Origin of the sequence: Flavobacterium sp. (assembly GCF_044368995.1) — a bacterium.
Classification (GTDB): domain Bacteria; phylum Bacteroidota; class Bacteroidia; order Flavobacteriales; family Flavobacteriaceae; genus Flavobacterium.
Genome location: NZ_JBIPMS010000001.1, coordinates 20673 through 38947, shown reverse-complemented (window position 1 = coordinate 38947; position 18275 = coordinate 20673). Strand labels below are relative to the sequence as shown.

The 18275-nt window shown below is 31.7% G+C and carries 16 protein-coding genes; 10 read left to right on the top strand and 6 right to left on the bottom strand.

Going from position 1 to position 18275, the window contains the following annotated elements; genetic code table 11:
- Nucleotides 1–54: 54 nt before the first annotated feature.
- Nucleotides 55–1851 carry a translation elongation factor 4 gene (gene lepA, locus ACIQ2I_RS00145; RefSeq protein ID WP_396180411.1) on the bottom strand — a complete coding sequence of 599 codons (1797 nt, stop codon included), beginning with the start codon at nt 1849–1851 and terminating at the stop codon, nt 55–57.
- A gap of 135 nt (nt 1852–1986) precedes the next feature.
- The gene (gene dinB / locus ACIQ2I_RS00140) at nt 1987–3063 is read right to left on the bottom strand and encodes a DNA polymerase IV (protein ID WP_396180410.1); all 1077 of its coding nucleotides are present in this window, start codon (nt 3061–3063) and stop codon (nt 1987–1989) included.
- Nucleotides 3064–3242: 179 nt separating this feature from the next.
- Here dinB and ACIQ2I_RS00135 point away from each other — a divergent pair, with 179 nt between their 5' ends.
- On the top strand, nt 3243–3710 hold the full coding sequence (locus ACIQ2I_RS00135; protein ID WP_396180409.1) for a CYTH domain-containing protein: 468 nt from the start codon (nt 3243–3245) through the stop codon (nt 3708–3710).
- 10 nt (nt 3711–3720) lie between these two features.
- Here ACIQ2I_RS00135 and ACIQ2I_RS00130 read toward each other — a convergent pair whose 3' ends face one another.
- From ACIQ2I_RS00130 to ACIQ2I_RS00115, 4 genes are all read right to left on the bottom strand, one after another.
- The gene (locus tag ACIQ2I_RS00130; protein WP_396180408.1) at nt 3721–4176 is read right to left on the bottom strand and encodes a septal ring lytic transglycosylase RlpA family protein; all 456 of its coding nucleotides are present in this window, start codon (nt 4174–4176) and stop codon (nt 3721–3723) included.
- Nucleotides 4177–4252: 76 nt separating this feature from the next.
- Nucleotides 4253–4669, bottom strand: coding sequence for a hypothetical protein (locus ACIQ2I_RS00125; protein WP_396180407.1), 417 nt, complete (start codon nt 4667–4669; stop codon nt 4253–4255).
- A gap of 65 nt (nt 4670–4734) precedes the next feature.
- Nucleotides 4735–5298: a 5-formyltetrahydrofolate cyclo-ligase gene (locus tag ACIQ2I_RS00120; protein WP_396180406.1), complete on the bottom strand. Its 564-nt coding sequence runs from the start codon at nt 5296–5298 to the stop codon at nt 4735–4737.
- The gene (locus tag ACIQ2I_RS00115; protein ID WP_396180405.1) at nt 5291–6253 is read right to left on the bottom strand and encodes a succinylglutamate desuccinylase/aspartoacylase family protein; all 963 of its coding nucleotides are present in this window, start codon (nt 6251–6253) and stop codon (nt 5291–5293) included. Before ACIQ2I_RS00115 ends, ACIQ2I_RS00120 begins: the two co-directional genes overlap by 8 nt.
- A 131-nt stretch (nt 6254–6384) precedes the next feature.
- Here ACIQ2I_RS00115 and uvrC point away from each other — a divergent pair, with 131 nt between their 5' ends.
- From uvrC to ACIQ2I_RS00070, 9 genes are all read left to right on the top strand, one after another.
- Nucleotides 6385–8172, top strand: coding sequence for an excinuclease ABC subunit UvrC (gene uvrC, locus ACIQ2I_RS00110; RefSeq protein WP_396180404.1), 1788 nt, complete (start codon nt 6385–6387; stop codon nt 8170–8172).
- A gap of 3 nt (nt 8173–8175) precedes the next feature.
- The gene (locus tag ACIQ2I_RS00105; RefSeq protein WP_396180403.1) at nt 8176–10425 is read left to right on the top strand and encodes a patatin-like phospholipase family protein; all 2250 of its coding nucleotides are present in this window, start codon (nt 8176–8178) and stop codon (nt 10423–10425) included.
- A 70-nt stretch (nt 10426–10495) separates the two neighbouring features.
- Nucleotides 10496–11959, top strand: a complete 1464-nt coding sequence (locus tag ACIQ2I_RS00100; RefSeq protein WP_396180402.1) for an APC family permease — start codon at nt 10496–10498, stop codon at nt 11957–11959.
- A 208-nt stretch (nt 11960–12167) separates the two neighbouring features.
- Complete coding sequence (locus ACIQ2I_RS00095) at nt 12168–13325, top strand: homogentisate 1,2-dioxygenase (RefSeq protein ID WP_396180401.1); 1158 nt, start codon at nt 12168–12170, stop codon at nt 13323–13325.
- A 122-nt stretch (nt 13326–13447) separates the two neighbouring features.
- Nucleotides 13448–13780, top strand: coding sequence for a four helix bundle protein (locus ACIQ2I_RS00090; protein WP_396180400.1), 333 nt, complete (start codon nt 13448–13450; stop codon nt 13778–13780).
- A gap of 57 nt (nt 13781–13837) precedes the next feature.
- The gene (gene hppD / locus ACIQ2I_RS00085; RefSeq protein WP_396180399.1) at nt 13838–14998 is read left to right on the top strand and encodes a 4-hydroxyphenylpyruvate dioxygenase; all 1161 of its coding nucleotides are present in this window, start codon (nt 13838–13840) and stop codon (nt 14996–14998) included.
- Nucleotides 14999–15319: 321 nt separating this feature from the next.
- Entirely contained in the window at nt 15320–16090 is a 771-nt protein-coding gene (locus ACIQ2I_RS00080; protein ID WP_396180398.1) for a DUF3108 domain-containing protein, read from the top strand.
- 8 nt (nt 16091–16098) lie between these two features.
- On the top strand, nt 16099–17019 hold the full coding sequence (locus tag ACIQ2I_RS00075) for a tryptophan 2,3-dioxygenase family protein (protein WP_396180397.1): 921 nt from the start codon (nt 16099–16101) through the stop codon (nt 17017–17019).
- A 14-nt stretch (nt 17020–17033) separates the two neighbouring features.
- Nucleotides 17034–18266: a peptidoglycan DD-metalloendopeptidase family protein gene (locus ACIQ2I_RS00070; protein ID WP_396180396.1), complete on the top strand. Its 1233-nt coding sequence runs from the start codon at nt 17034–17036 to the stop codon at nt 18264–18266.
- The last annotated feature ends 9 nt before the right edge of the window (nt 18267–18275 follow it).

Here is an 18275-nt window from a genome sequence, read left to right as displayed (position 1 = left end):
TTAAAAACAAAAAAGCATATTATCTATAATATACTTTTTTGTTGGTTTATTTATTTAATCGTTAAGCTTTAAAACGGCCATAAATGCCTCTTGTGGAATTTCTACATTTCCTACTTGGCGCATTCGTTTTTTACCTTTTTTCTGTTTTTCTAGTAATTTACGTTTACGAGAAATATCTCCTCCATAACATTTTGCAGTAACATCTTTACGAAGTGCTTTTATAGTTTCGCGTGCAATTATTTTTGCTCCAATAGCTGCTTGAATTGGAATATCAAATTGCTGACGTGGAATTAATTCGCGTAATTTTTCGCACATTTTTTTACCTATATTGTACGCATTGTCTTCATGGATAAGCGCCGAAAGTGCATCTACAGAAGTGGCATTTAATAAAACATCTAGTCTTACTAATTTTGAAGTTCTCATTCCTATTGGATGATAATCAAAAGAAGCATATCCTTTAGAAACTGTTTTTAATCGGTCGTAGAAATCAAATACTATTTCTGCTAATGGCATATCAAAATTTAATTCTACACGTTCGGTTGTTAGGTAAGTTTGATTGGTAATTAAACCTCGCTTTTCAATACACAAACTCATTACATTTCCAACATAATCTGATTTTGTAATGATAGTTGCTTTAATAAATGGTTCTTCAACGCGGTCAAGCTTACTTGGCTCTGGTAAATCTGATGGATTATTGATTATAAAACCAACTTCTGGTTCTTTCTTTGTATAAGCCAAATACGAAACGTTAGGTACCGTTGTAATAACGGTCATATCAAACTCCCGTTCTAATCGTTCTTGAATAATTTCCATATGTAACATTCCTAAGAATCCGCATCGGAAACCAAATCCTAAAGCGGCAGAACTTTCTGGTAAAAACACCAAAGACGCGTCGTTTAATTGTAGTTTTTCCATGGAAGAACGTAAATCTTCATAATCTTCTGTGTCTACAGGATAAATTCCGGCAAAAACCATTGGTTTAACGTCTTCAAAACCGTTAATCATATTGGTTGTGGGCTCCTTTGCATCTGTAACGGTATCACCAACTTTTACTTCTTTTGCTTCTTTTATTCCAGAAATTAAATAGCCCACATCTCCTGTAGAAATTACATTTTTTGGAACCTGATTTAATTTTAAAGTCCCCACCTCATCGGCAAAATATTCTTTACCGGTTGCCATGAATTTAATTTTCTGCCCTTTTTTAATTTCACCGTTTACAACACGAAAAATTACTTCAATTCCTCTAAAAGGATTATAATGTGAGTCAAAAATCAAAGCTTGTAAAGGTTCGTCTTTAGTGCCTTTTGGATGTGGAATTTTTTCAATAATGGCTGCTAAAATATTTTCTACCCCAAACCCTGTTTTACCAGAGGCGTGAATAATATCTTCTAATTTGCATCCTAATAAATCGATAATATCATCTGAAACTTCTTCCGGATTGGCAGACGGCAAATCTACTTTATTTAAAACAGGAATAATTTCCAAGTCGTTATCTAAAGCTAAATATAAATTAGAAATGGTTTGTGCTTGAATGCTTTGTGCGGCATCAACAATTAATAAAGCGCCTTCGCAGGCGGCAATACTTCGAGACACTTCGTAAGAAAAATCTACGTGACCCGGTGTGTCAATTAAATTTAAAATATATTCCACGCCTTGGTACGTATATTCCATTTGAATCGCGTGACTTTTAATGGTAATCCCACGCTCGCGCTCCAAATCCATATTATCTAACAATTGCGCTTTTTCTTCTCTAGCAGTAACGGTCTGTGTCGCGCCCAAAAGGCGGTCAGCTAAAGTGCTTTTCCCGTGGTCAATATGTGCAATTATGCAAAAATTTCTAATGTGTTTCATATTCAATTTCAAAATTCAATAACAATTTCAAAAATCAATAAAATATTGAAACTAAAATTGTTTTAATTCGTTTTATAATCTACAAATGTAGGCTAATTATGCGGTTTTGAAAAAGAATAATTTAGGAATAACTTACTAAAACTCAATCTTCAATTGACACACCACAGATTTTTTCTGATGGGTGTTTAAATTATTCAAGGAAATCCCCAATAATCGTACAGAATTTTTCAATTTTTCTTGATATAATAATTCTTTTGCGGTTTCAAAAATCAAATTTTTATCGGAAATAAAATACTGTACCGTTTTACTTCTGGTTTGTTGTGAAAAATCAGAATATTTTATTTTTAAAGTAATTGTTTTTCCTGCTATTTTGTATTTTTTAATACGACGTTCCATTTCTTCCGCAATGTTTTTTAAACGTTCTTCCATGTAAATTTCCGAAGATAAATTTTTATCAAAAGTGCGTTCTGCTCCAACAGATTTCATTTCTCTATTGGATTTAACTTGACTAAAACTTATCCCTCGAGATAAATTAAAGTACGATTTGCCGCTATTTCCAAAGTGTTTTTCTAGATATTCTAACGATTTAGATTTTAAATCTGTTCCGGAATAAATACCCAGTTGATACATTTTTTCAGCGGTAACTTTTCCAATTCCGTAGAATTTTTTTACGTCTAATACTTCAATAAACGCTTCCACCTCGTCCGGATTTACAGTTTTTTGTCCGTTTGGCTTATTAAAATCACTAGCAATTTTAGCAACAAATTTATTTACAGAAATACCTGCAGAAGCTGTTAAACCAGTTGCTTCAAATATTTTTTGTCGGATTTCTTTAGCAATTAATGTCGCACTAAGATTTCCTTTTTTATTTTCCGTAACATCTAAATATGCTTCATCTAGGGAAAGTGGTTCTACCAAATCTGTATATTCATAAAATATTTTTCTAATTTGTTTAGAAACTTCTTTGTATCGTTCAAAATTTGGTTTTACAAATATTAAATCAGGACATAATCGAGCAGCTTGAGCTCCACTCATTGCGCTTCGGACACCATGTTTTCTGGCTTCATAACTAGCGGCACTTACTACACCACGAATTTCGTTTCCCCCTACAGCAACAGGTTTCCCTTTTAAATCAGGATTGTCCAATTGCTCCACAGACGCATAAAAGGCATCCATGTCAATGTGAATTATTTTTCGTTGTATGATTTCCATAAGATAAACAAAGTAATGAAAAAAATACGGTTGATCGAACACAGATTTCACAGATTTTTACCAATTTAAATTACGCTAGCTTTAAAAACCTCAACCAACTTGAAACAAAAAGAATGATAAAACTTATATGACTTATATATTTAAATATTGTAATTTTGATTCTTAATATTTTGAAAATTATGCAAGAAATAGAACGCAAATTTTTAGTCCAATCTTTAGATTTTATGATGGAAGCTGTCCAATTTGAAAAAATTGCGCAAGGTTATCTAAATTCTACACCTGAACGAACTGTCAGAATCAGAATTAAAGATAAAAAAGGATTTATTACGATTAAAGGCCAAGGCGACGAAACAGGTACTACACGTTTTGAATGGGAAAAAGAAATTGAGTTATACGAAGCAGAAGCTTTATTAAAATTATGCGAAACCGGCGTAATTGTTAAAACCAGGTATATAATCAAAAAAGGAAATCACACATTTGAAGTTGATATTTTTGAAGGGGAAAATAAAGGATTGATTGTTGCTGAAATTGAACTTTCCGACGCCAATGAACCCTTTGAAAAACCAAATTGGCTAGCGGAAGAAGTTACTGGCGAAGAAAAATATTATAATGCTTATTTAAGCAAAAATTCTTTTACTACTTGGTAAAAGGATTTTTTTATTTCTTTACAATCTCAATATTTACATCAATATGTCCGCCATAATTTGAAGGCCTTATTTTCCAAAATGCGGCTCTCGATAAATCAATATGTCTGTTTTTATGAAATGGCCCTCTATCAGTAACGGTAACGTAAACTACTTTTTTAGTTTTTATACCTGTAACTTTTAATTTTGTGCCAAATGGAAGTTTTCGGTGTGCGCAAGTCATGTCATTATTATTAAATCTGGTTCCGCTTGCGGTTCTTCTACCATTAAATTTATTTGCATAATAGGAAGCGTGTGCCGATTCATGATACATTTCTAATTTTTCAACAGGCTTGGCTAAACTGTCTTTTTTCTTTATTGTATCAGTAACTTTTAGTTTTGGTTTATCTTGAGAAAGCGGTAATTTTATGTTTTCCTTCTGAAAAAAAAGCACTACTAAAAGCGGTAATATGTATATAAATTTTTTCATCTTCATATAATATAAGATTAAAAAAGAAGTAAATTTTCACTTACTTCTCTTTATATTTTCATTGATTTGACACTAATTATGCCAACCAATTCGTCCAAGGAATTCTTGATAAAATTAATAGCAGTCCTATAGTAAAAAATATTCCTATTTTTTTAAACTTCCCATTACTGCTTTCTTCTTTTTTATGTTTGCTCCAACCAATTGTAATTATAACAATTGCAATGATATTGATTAAAGGATGCTCCAAAGCAGTTAATCGCATGGCCGAATTTGACATTTGGCTTAAAGCTGCTTTTCCTATAGGAGATTCTATCCAAAGCACGATTCCAACTACTAATTGTATATGACTAAAAATTAACGCAATTAAAGAAATACTTCTATCTTTTGAAGTAAAATTTCTTTTTGCTGATAGCCCTGAAAAAGCATTGATAATAGCTAAAACTAATACCGCTAAAACTGCATAAGCTAATGAAGAATGAATAGATTGTAACATAGTTTATTTTTTTAGTAATAATTTCAAATATAATAAAATATATGGAATTCCTATTTAAATATATATTAAAAATTGTAAACTTTAGTTGGCGTTACACAATAATCTAATTGAATATCAGTGGTTGACGTATCAGAAATTATTGTTTCAGCCTCATAAAAAGAGACCCCTATTTTAAGTGTTTTTGAATTACATTTTGATAAAAACTGGTCGTAAAATCCTTTTCCGTAACCCACCCTATTCCCTTTTTCATCAAAAGCTAATAAGGGGACAAAAACCACATTAATTTTAGAAACAGGAACTTCTAAACCGTCAACAGGTTCGGGAATATCGTGGTTATTTTTCTTAATTTTGGTTGTGTCTGTTAAAAGAAAATGGGTCATTTCTTGAGTTGAAAAATCACTTACGGAAAGGACAATGTTTTTATCTTTTCCAGCCAAAACTTGCAAAATATATTCTGTATTTACCTCTTTTTTGCTTTCAATAGATAAAAAAAGTTGGTAAAAACTGTGTTGCCAAATATCTAAATGGATGATATGATTAGCAATTAGCAAAGACATTTCATCTATTTCATGGTCTGATAAATTAGCTCTTAATGCGCTATACTTTTGTCGTAACGCTTTCTTATTCATCTTCTAAGGTTTTTGAAATATGAAAAACGGCATCGCCTTGATAAACAATTGGGGCATCATTTACATTTATTAAATAGCCTGCATGTGGTGCTTTTAATTTATGACTCACCTTTCCAAAAGGATCTGAAATTGTGGCTAACAATTCGCCTTTTGTTACAAAACTTCCAATTTGTTTTATCCCATGAAACATCCCAGAAAAATTAGCCCGAATCCAATCCGACTTTTCAATATATATAGTTTGGTGCGGTTTTGAAATTTCGTGTTTCGTCTTTAGCATCCCAAAATGGGCCAAAACCCGTTTGGTTCCTTCTACAGCTTCTTTAGTAACTGCATTATTAATATCAACCGATTTTCCTCCTTCAAATAATAACATTTTTACATTCATTTTATCACATGAGCTTCTAAACGAACCAGAAATATTATTAGAATATAATGTAAACGGAGCACCAAATACATCTGAAAGTGTTTTTAACTCATCGTTATTAGGAACAATTCGTATTTGTGGCGCATTAAATCTTTGGGCGCCACCAGCATGAAAATCTATTGCATAATCTATATTTGGTATAATTTCTTTTAAAATATAATAAGCAAATTGACTCGCTAAAGAGCCTGTTTTGCTTCCAGGAAAAATTCGGTTTAAATCTCTACCATCTGGAAATTCTCTAGTTTGATTGACAAATCCAAAAATATTAATTACAGGAATACAGATAATAGTACCTCGTTTTGGTTTGTTAATTTTTTTTACAATTAATTCCCTTACAATTTCAGTTCCGTTAATCTCGTCGCCATGTAAACCAGCAGTTAACAACACTACCGGACCTTCTTTATTACTTCTTTCTACAATAATTGGAATGTGTAAATCGGTCATCGTATGCAATTTCCCAATTTGCATATTGATGGTTTTACTTTTTCCTGGCAAAATAGTTTCGTTAAAAATAGTAATTTCCTTGTGCATTACGTGTTTTACTTTTTGGCTAAAGTAATAAAAAATTACTTTATGCTAAATCCAATTGTTTTTCGCTATTTTTGTGAGGCTTTCTCAAGTTAAATTACTGAATACTAAAAACTGAACACTGCATACTAAAAATGACACCACTAGAACTACAAATTCAAACCTTACCTGAAAATCCTGGTGTATACCAGTATTATGACAAAGAAAATAAGATTTTGTATGTTGGGAAAGCAAAAAATTTAAAAAAACGGGTGCAATCCTATTTTACAAAAAACCACGAGAATTACAAAACCTCTGTGCTTGTAAAAAAAATTGTTACTATTAAACATATTGTTGTTCCTACAGAAACCGATGCGTTATTGTTAGAAAACAGTCTTATTAAAACACTACAGCCCAGATACAATGTTCTGCTTCGTGATGATAAAACCTATCCTTGGATTTGTATTAAAAAAGAAACGTTCTCGAGGGTATTTTCTACTCGGAAAATGATAAAAGACGGCTCGGAATATTTTGGGCCCTACACCAGTTTTAAAACCGTAAACACGTTATTAGAATTAATTAGAGAATTATATTCTTTACGAACTTGTAATTTTGATTTATCGCTATCAAACATCCGAGCAGAAAAATATAAAGTATGTTTAGAATACCATATTGGAAATTGTAAGGGCGGCTGTGAAGGATACGAAACGCAAGAAAATTACCAAAAACAAATTACGGCTATACGAGAAATTTTAAAAGGAAATTTCAAAGAAAGTCTAAAAGATTTCAAAAATCACATGCAACATTTGGCCTCAGAAATGAAGTTTGAAGAAGCCCAAAAAATTAAAGATAAAATTGAAGTTTTAGAAAACTATCAAGCGAAATCAACAATAATAAATCCTAAAATTACCAATATTGATGTGTTTTCCATTATTTCAGACGAAACGATGGCGTATGTTAATTTTTTACAGATTTCTCACGGAGCTATAATTCGCTCGCACACTTTAGAGTTAAAGAAAAAATTAGATGAAACCAATCAAGAATTATTAGAATTAGCAATTGTAGAAATCAGGGCGCGTTTCTTTTTAACTTCAACAGAAATTATAGTGCCTTTTGAAGTTGATTTAGGGGATAAAATCAGAATTACTGTTCCTAAATTAGGAGATAAAAAAGAGATTTTAAACTTATCTGAACGCAATGCAAAATATTACAGATTCGACCAATTAAAACAAATTAAAATTGTAGATCCAGAGCGGCATACCAACAGAATTATGGCGCAAATGCAAAAGGATTTACGCCTTTCTATGGAACCTAGACATATTGAATGTTTTGACAACTCTAATATTCAAGGAACAAATCCAGTAGCAGCATGTGTGGTATTTAAAGATGGAAAAGCCAGTAAAAAAGACTACAGACATTTCAATATTAAAACCGTTGAAGGCCCAAATGATTTTGCTTCAATGGAAGAAGTAGTGTATAGAAGATATAAAAGATTACTAGACGAAAATGAATCGTTACCCCAACTTATTATTATTGATGGAGGAAAAGGGCAATTATCATCTGCATTAAAAAGTTTAGAAGATTTAGGTTTGCGTGGTAAAATCGCCATTATTGGTATTGCAAAACGATTAGAAGAATTGTTTTATCCGGACGATCCTATTCCTTTATATTTGGATAAAAAATCGGAAACGCTAAAAATTATTCAACAATTACGAAACGAAGCGCACCGCTTCGGAATTACTCATCATCGCGACAAAAGAAGTAAATCGGCATTAAATTCTTCCGTAGAAAGTATTCCTGGCATTGGAGAAAAAACTATGATAGCCTTAATTTCGCACTTTAAAAGCGTAAAAAGAGTAAAAGAAGCAACTGAATCTGAAATTTCTTCAGTAATTGGCCTTTCAAAAGCAAAAAAAATTTCCGACTTTTACAAAAAAGAATAACTCGTGATAAAGAAACAAGTAAAAAGTAAAAAAAGCAAAGTGAATCACATTCGTGGTACATTTTCTTGTTTTATACTTTTTACTTTTGCCTGCTTACTTTTGCCTGCTTACACAATTGCTCAAGACAGTATCCAAAAGCCTAAAATAGGATTGGTGCTTTCTGGTGGAGGCGCAAAAGGATTGTCACATATTGGTGTTCTAAAAGTAATTGATTCTTTAGGTATAAAAATAGATTACATTGGAGGTACCAGTATGGGCGCTATTGTAGGTGGATTATACGCTTCTGGATATACAGGTAAACAATTAGATTCTATATTTAAAACATTAGAATTTGACGATTTAGTACAAGATAACATCCCCCGAAAATCTAAGTTACTTTTCAATAAAAGAAATGATGATATTTATGCTTTGTCTCTACCCTTTAAAAAATTAAAGCTCGAAACGCCAAATGCCCTTTCAAAAGGGTTTTACAATTACAATTTTTTATCAAAAATAACTTATCACGTTAGAAACACACGAGATTTTAAAAAATTGCCAATTCCGTTTTTCTGTATGGCTACAGATATCGAAACTGGCGAAGAAATCTTATTAAATAAAGGAATTTTTCCACAAGCATTAATAGCAAGTAGTTCTGTTCCAAGTATTTTTTATCCCATTGAAATTGAAGGAAAACTATTAGTTGATGGCGGTGTTACAAATAATTATCCTATTGAAAGACTTAAAGAATTGGGTGCCGAATTTATTATAGGTGTTGATGTACAAGAGGAATTGAAAGACCGAAATGAGTTGCAAGGTATTACTACTATTTTTGGACAAATTTCTAATTTCTATACACAATCTCAAATGAAAAGTAAGCGCCAACTTACTAATATTTATATCAAACCTGAAATAAAAGGGTATTCTGTTCTATCCTTCGAAAATGGAAAAAAAATCATTCAAAATGGGGAGTATGCTACGAGAAATTTTTTATCAGAATTACTAAAATTTGAAAACAAAGCATATCAAAAACCTAAGTTAAAGCTTGTTAAAGATTCCATTTTTATCGGAAATATTGCTTTTACAGAATTAAAAAATTATACCCGCGCTTATGTTTTAGGAAAATTAAGATTTAAACCCAACTCAAAAGTAAGCTTTGAAGATTTTCAAAACGGTATTCAAAATTTAAGCAACACACAAAACTTTAGTTCATTAAAATATCAATTTAACGAAAAAGATATTTTTATTAGTTTAAGGGAAAATAAGATAAATACTTATTTAAAATTCGCACTTCATTATGATGAATTGTATAAAAGTGCCGCATTAATTAATATCTCTCAAAAAAAAATAATCTCAAAAAACGACATGGTTTCTTTAGATTTAATTTTAGGCGATAATTTCAGGTATGATTTCAATTACTTGATAGATAATGGTTATAATTTTAGCTTCGGAATTAACTCCAGTTTAAATAATTTTAATAAAAATGTAAATACAGCATTTGGAATTCAAAGTTATCTAAGCAACGCGTTTGATAAGATAAATTTAGATTATTCAAGTGTCAACACCAAAGTGTTTCTACAAACTATTTTCTTAAGAAAATTTAATATCGGTGGCGGATTAGAATTTCAAAACCTCTTTTTAAAATCAGAAAATTTGTCAAAAGCCAATAAAGTAATCGAAAACAGTAACTATTTTTCGTTAGTTGGTTTTCTTAATTATGATACTTTTGATGATAAATATTTTCCGAAAAAAGGTTGGTATTTAAAGAGTAACTTTAATTATTATTTTAGTTCGTCAGATTATAACAATCAATTTTCAAAATTTTCTATCTCTAAAACAGATTTAGGAATTGCTGTTGCTCCAATAAAAAACTTCTCTGTAGTCTTTAAAAACGAAATTGGTTTTAAAATAGGTCATTCTACATTGCCCTATTTTGATTTTGCTTTAGGAGGAACTGGATTCAAAGACAGTGCTAATATCATCCCTTTTTACGGATATGATTTTTTAAGTATAAGTGGAAATTCCTATATTAAAAGTAGTGCGACTTTTGATTACGAATTTTACAAAAAAAATCACATTAACTTAACCTATAACGCTTCAATTGTGGGCGATTTTATTTTTAATGCCACAAAAACATGGTTTAACAAACCCTCAAATACCGGATTTGGATTGGGTTACGGATTAGAAACATTAATAGGGCCAATTGAAATGAAATATACTTGGTCTCCTGAATCCAATTTTTCCGCTTTTTGGGTGAATTTAGGATTCGTTTTTTAAATATTTTTTTTGATTTGGATATTTAATTGAAAATATCCTATATTTGAAGCAACTAAAAAATTATTTCTTTATGTCTATTTGGAGAGTTAAACCTGTATCCGCCTTTGAGGCTGATATGAAAAAAAGTGAGTTAAAAAGAGTTTTAGGTAAATGGAGCTTAACAGCCATTGGTATTGGAGCAATTATTGGTGGAGGTATTTTTGTACTTACAGGAACAGGAGCTTACTATCACGCTGGACCAGCATTAGCCATTTCTTTTATTATTGCGGGTATCGCATGTGTATTTGCCGCTTTATGTTATTCTGAATTTGCTTCAATTTTACCTGTAGAAGGTTCTGCTTATGCGTATGCATACGGTACAATTGGTGAAGTTTTTGCATGGATTATTGGTTGGGGATTAATTTTAGAATATGCCATGGGCTCCATGACGGTAGCTGTTTCTTGGTCTGGATATTTTAACAAAATGCTCAAAATGTTTGGTATAAAACTACCCGATTGGCTAACTACAGATCCTGCAAGTTATACTGGTGAAGGGTTTTCTATGAATTTACCAGCACTTTTAATCGTTCTTTTTGTGATTTCAATCCTTATTAAAGGAACTAAAAGTGCCGCTACAGCAAATAATTTCATTGTAATTTTAAAAGTTTCTGCCGTTATATTTGTAATTGTTGCCGGTGCATTCTTTATTAATGTGGATAACTGGACCCCTTTTATTCCTGAAGCAACTCAGATAGTTGACAAAGCGGGAACACATCAAGCTTATGGTTTTGGTGGGGTTGTTTCTGGAGCTGCTGCAATTTTCTTTGCTTATGTAGGTTTCGATGCGGTTTCAACTCAAGCAGGTGAAGCTATTAATCCCAAAAAAGATGTGCCTTTTGCAATTATCGCATCGTTATTAGTTTGTACGGTACTTTATATATTAGTGTCATTAGTATTAACTGGAATGATGAGCTACCAAGACTTCAATCCGCTTGGAAAATATCCTGAAGCAATTAAAGCTCCAGTAGCTTACGCTTTTGATATCGCTGGACAAGCTTGGGCGGGTTACATAATAACTATTGCTGCAACTATTGGTTTAATTTCAGTATTAATGGTAATGATTATGGGACAATCTAGAATTTTCTTAGGAATGTCTAAAGATGGATTAATTCCTTCTGTTTTCTCAAAAATTAATCCATTATCTGGAACACCAAAAAACAACTTAATGATATTAGGAGGATTTATTGCTGTTGTAGCCGCCTTTACCCCTATTAACAAATTAGCCGATATGACCAGTTTTGGTACTTTATTTGCCTTCACTATGGTTTGTATTGCAGTTTGGATTTTAAGAGTAAAACAACCAGGTTTAGAGCGTACTTTTAAAGTTCCTGCTTTACCAGTAATTGCAGTTTGTGGTATTTTAATTAATACCTATTTAATGTTTAACTTAAGTCATGACGCACAATTACTATCTTTAGGATGGTTAGCAATTGGAGTTTTAGTATATTTCTTATACGGTAAACGAAATTCAAAACTAAATAACAAACAAGAATAATATTAAAAACGACTTCAATTGAAGTCGTTTTTTTTTATAATATATTTTTCCGACATTTGTGATATGGAAAACTGGAACGGATTATTAGCCCACTTAAAATTCCTCATCAAGAGAAATCCTGAGTGAGTAGTTTTATGTGCTAATTATATAATATGTAATTTGCAAATTAACTAATTATTTTATTGTCTAATTATCTAATTAAAAAAAAATGCCAATATATCATAAATTAGGAGAAATCCCTCACAAACGACATATCCAGTTTGAAAACCCAAACGGCGGGTTATACTACGAACAACTTTTTGGTACTGAAGGTTTTCATGGACATTCTTCACTATTATACCATGTTCATAGACCAACACAGGTTAAAGAAATTACCAAATCTTATTCTGTTGAACCAAAAATAGCCATTGGTAAAAACATAAAATCACTATTATTAAAAGGTTTTGAATTACAACCCGCCGACGATTTTTTAGAAAGCAGAAAAGATATGCTTGTTAATAAAGATTGTATTATCGGATTAGCTGCACCAAAAAAATCATTGCGTAATTATTTTTATAAAAACGCCGATGCAGACGAAATGATATTTATCCATAAAGGTTCTGGAAAACTTAGAACCATGATGGGAAATATAGATTTTGAATATGGCGATTACTTAATTATTCCACGCGGAATGATTTATCAAATTGATTTCAATTCTGAAGACAATCGCTTATTTTATGTAGAATCTTATACACCTTTTTATACCCCAAAAAGATATAAAAATGATTCCGGGCAGCATTTAGAACATGCGCCATTTTGTGAAAGGGATTTTAAATTACCCTCTGAAATAGAAACGCATGACGAAAAAGGTGATTTCTTAATCAAAATCAAAAAAGAAGGTATGATGCACGAAGTGGTTTATGCCACTCATCCTTTTGATGTTATCGGTTGGGACGGTTACAATTTTCCGTACGGATTTTCAATTCACAATTTTGAACCCATTACAGGTCGTGTACATTTGCCGCCACCTATTCACCAAACTTTTGAAACAGCAACATTTGTAGTATGTTCTTTTGTGCCAAGATTATACGATTATCATCCAAAATCAATACCTGCTCCATATAATCATAGCAATATTGATTCTGATGAAGTGTTGTATTATGTTGATGGGGATTTCATGAGTAGAAACAACATCGAACAAGGTCACATCACTTTACATCCAAAAGGAATTCCTCACGGACCAGCACCAGGCGCTATGGAAAGAAGCATTGGCCATACCGAAACTAAAGAATTAGCAGTTATGGTTGACACGTTCCGTCCATTAATGGTTACAGAAGCTGCAATGGGATTAGATGATGGGAAATATTATAAATCTTGGGTGGAATAATTAGCGAATTTATAATTGAGCGAATTAGCGAATGATTTAATTCGATAATTAACTAAACCGTTTATTAACTAATTTTTTAAATGAAATTCACAAACAGTTCAAAATATCAAAACAACCCTATCTTGAAAGAATCTTTTGAGTTTGCGTTAATGGTAATAAAATATGCCGAATTGCTTGATGAAAAAAGAAAATATATAATAGCAAAACAATTAGTTCGTTCTGGAACATCTGTTGGTGCAAATATCAAAGAAGCTCAAAATGCAGAAAGCAAAGCTGATTTTGTTCACAAACTTAAAGTTTCATTAAAAGAAGCTGACGAAACAGAATACTGGCTTTTTCTGTGTGAAAATTTAGAAAATTATCCTAATCCGGAAGGGTTAATTGATAAATTAAATGGAATAATAAAAATGTTAAACAAAATAATAAGCACAACGAAAAATAATATACGAACATAGAAATTAGCAAGTACAAACCAATTTTCTATTCGCTAATTATTAAAATCACAAATTAATATGAAAGATTTAAAATCAGTCGAATACGGCTTAGAAAAAATATTTGAAGGCGCACAAGATTTCTTGCCTTTATTAGGAACAGATTACGTGGAAATTTATGTGGGTAATGCTAAACAAGCTGCTCATTTTTACAAAACAGCTTTCGGTTTTCAATCATTGGCTTATGCCGGATTAGAAACTGGCGTAAGAGACAGAGCGTCTTATGTATTGAAACAAGACAAAATACGTTTAGTATTAACAACGGCTTTAAACAGCAATTCACCCATTGGCGAACACGTAAAAAAACATGGTGATGGTGTAAAAGTTATCGCACTTTGGGTAGAAGATGCCAGAAAATCATTTGAAGAAACCACAAAACGTGGAGCAAAATCTTATTTTGAGCCAGTTGTTGAAAAAGACGAAGATGGCGAAGTAGTTCGTGCAGGAATTTATGGTGCCTATGGAGAAACGGTGTTTGTTTTTGTAGAACGAAAAAATTACAACGGAATTTTCATGCCTGGTTATCAAGAATGGAAATCTGATTATAATCCAAAACCAGTTGGTTTAAAGTTTATTGACCACATGGTTGGAAATACGGGCTGGAACAGAATGAATGAAGCTGTAAAATGGTTTGAAGATGTAATGGGATTTGTTAATTTTCTTTCTTTTGACGACAAACAAATTACTACAGATTATTCGGCATTGATGTCGAAAGTAATGAGTAATGGCAATGGAAGAATTAAATTTCCAATTAACGAACCCGCTGAAGGAAAAAAACGTTCTCAAATTGAAGAATATTTAGATTTCTATGAAGGCGAAGGCGTGCAACATATTGCAGTTGCTACGGATGATATTATTACAACAGTTGCTGATATGCGTTCTCGTGGAATTGAATTTTTAAGCACACCGCCACAAGCTTATTATGATGCCATTCCAGAAAGATTGAAAGATCACATGTCGAAATTTAAAGAAGACATCAACGAACTTCAAAAATTAGGTATTATGATTGATGCGGATGAAGAAGGGTATTTGTTACAAATTTTTACCAAACCAATTGAAGACCGACCTACTCTTTTCTTCGAAGTTATTCAAAGAATGGGAGCTAGAGGTTTTGGAGCAGGAAACTTTAAAGCGCTTTTTGAGTCTATCGAAAGAGAACAAGCCAAAAGAGGAACATTATAAAAACCTATTAGTTAATAACAATATTATCAAATACTTAAAAAAAGTTGGTTATTTTTTGGTTTTGTTAAATTTTAACCGCTTTTCTTGTGTTTTTTTCTGTTAAAAGTGTTAAACTTGATTTTTAATTAAATAAAACATAAAACCTTAACATATCTTTGCAGGGCATTTGAGAGGTAGTAGACTCATATTGTGTATAAGTTTTCATAATTTATAGTTTTTTGGTTGGTTAAACATAAAAACTCAGTTAATTCATTTGACTGGGTTTTTTGTTTTTTGTAACTTTGGAACAATAATTGTATGCTGCAAAGAAAACCTTATAAAATGAAAAGAATAATTTTACTTTTAACGGTGTTTGTACTCTTCAACTCTTTTAATACTGAGGAAATAGATGCTTATACCATTGGTGAATTTTTCAAATTAAAAATACATTACGGAATAATAAATGCTGGTTATGCCACTTTAGAAGTTAAAGATGCCGAACTAAACGGTAAAAAAATGCACCATGTTGTTGGAAAAGGATACACAACTGGTATGACAAAAATAATGTTTAAAGTAATGGACAACTATGAAAGTTACTTTAACAAAGAAACCAACAAACCTTATGTGTTTATTAGAAACATAAACGAAGGTGGTTACACAAAAAATCAACAAGGCTATTTCAACCAAAACAACAATACCGTTTTAGTAAAAGACTTCAAGAATAAAACTGAAAAAACATTTAATGTCCCTGAAGATATTCAAGATATCGTTTCTTCTTTCTATTACCTAAGAAACCACCCTAAGATTGATAAGTTAGCTGTGGGCGAGTCCATAACAATAGATATGTTTTTTGATGAAGAAACTACAAAATTTAAACTAAAATTTGTTGGTAAAGAAAATATAAACTCTAAATTTGGAGAAATAAACTGCATGATTTTTAAACCATTAGTTCAAGCAGGGCGTGTTTTTAAGGAAGAAGAAAGTCTTACGGTTTGGATATCGGACGATGATAACAAAATTCCCATCAGAGTAAAGGCCAGTTTAGCAGTTGGTTCTATAAAAGCAGACATTGATCAATACAAAGGATTGAAACATCCGATAAATTTTAAATAATACTTATTTTGCAAGAAACTATTTCAACAAAAATCGAACAATTAGATGAAAAGTTCGAAAAAATAAATCAAAAAACAGAAACTCATTTAGAAGGATTGCTTTGGGCAAAACCAATTACTTATTGGGATTATATTCAAACCGATGCGCTTTTAAATTTACAAATTCAACGTTCTACTTTACCAGATGAAATGGTGTTTATCATGTATCATCAAGTAAATGAATTATTATTTAAAATGATACTTTGGGAAATGGATCAAGTGTGTCATAATACCGCGCCAAGTACCGAATTTTTCACAGAAAGATTAAATAGAATTAGCCGTTATTTTGATATGTTAACCACTTCTTTTGATATCATGAAAGAAGGCATGGAACCCGAACAATATTTAAAATTTAGAAACACCTTAACGCCTGCAAGTGGTTTTCAAAGTGCCCAATACAGAATGATTGAATTTGCATCAACAGATTTGATTAATTTAATCGATTTACGTTTTAGAGCAACTATTGACAGAGACACATCTTACACACACGCTTTAGAACATTTATATTGGCAAGCCGCAGGAAAAGATCATCAAACAGGAGAAAAATCATATTTGTTAAGCGAATTTGAACGAAAATATAAAAAAGAATTTTTATCTTTTATGGAAGAATACAACACCATAAATCTTTGGCAAAAATTTAAACAATTACCAGAAAACGATCAAAAAAACCCAGAATTAATAGCCGCTATGCGTCATTATGACAAAACTGTAAATATTACTTGGGTAATGGGACATTTTAATGCTGCAAAAAAATATATTGAAAGCGTTCCAGGAAATCATGAAGCTACCGGCGGAAGTGATTGGAAAAAATACATGCTGCCAAAATACCAAAAAAGAATTTTCTTTCCAGAACTTTGGAGCGTTGAAGAATTAAAAAACTGGGGAGAATAATTAAAAACCAAGATTTGAAGTACATCTTATACGCTATATTACTACTCACGTTTTCTTGTCATAACAATGAAAATGACAAAAAAACGGCAGATAAAATCGCTAAAAAAATCCCCATAATTAAAAAATACGGATTTACTTTTAATGATTTTTCTGTGGTAGAAGACACCTTACAATCTGGCGATACTTTTAGCACAATTTTAGAAGCGTATACGCTACCCGATAGTATAAAAACATTTGATGTTACAGAAAAAATAAAAGACTCTTTCAATATAAAAACCATCCGAGCGGGTAAAACTTTTTTGACTTTTTCCGACAAAAAAAATAAGAAAAACTTAAAAGCTTTGGTTTATGTGCAAGACAAAACTAGCTTTTTGGTAGTCGATTTAAGAGACTCTATCCGTGTAATAATTAAAAAACGTCCTACCATTGTAAAAAGAAGAACTATTGCAGCAGAGTTGGACGGATCGTTATCAGAAACCTTATCTAGAAAAGGCATTAGTGCTGATTTAGCAAACGAATTGGCACAAATTTATAAATATTCCATTGACTTTTTTAAGCTAAAAAAAGGGGATAAGTTTGCCGTTTCCATCAAAGAAAAATATTTTGAAAACGGGGAATATTTAGGAGTAGATGAAGTAGAAGCGTCTTATTTTGAATACAAAGGAAAAAAAATATACGCTTTCCCTTATAAATTAAATGAAAACCAAAAAAAAGTTGAATATTATGACGAAAAGGCTTCGGGAGCAAAAAGTATGTTTTTAAAAGCCCCTTTGTCCTTTTTCAAATTAACCTCAAAATTTACAACCAGACGGTTTCATCCGGTACAATTTACTTGGAAAGCACATAACGGAACGGATTATGCCGCGCCTCACGGAACGCCAATAAAAACAACCGCTTCTGGAGTTGTAGAAGCCACGGGATACACTTCCGGAAACGGAAATTTTGTGAAAGTAAAACACAACGGAAAATACGCCACACAATACCTGCACATGTCGAAAATTTTAGTCCGTAGAGGACAATCTGTAACGCAAGGACAAGTCATTGGAAAAGTTGGAAGCACTGGTTTATCAACTGGTCCGCATGTGTGTTATCGTTTTTGGAAAAATGGAGTACAAGTAGATCCTTTGCGGTTAAAATTGCCTACTTCGGAACCCATGACAAAAAAACAAAAAACAAAATATTTAGCTGCCATTGCACCGCTAAAAAAAGAATTAGACGAAACCACCACAAAAACATTTAAAGAATAAACAATTTTA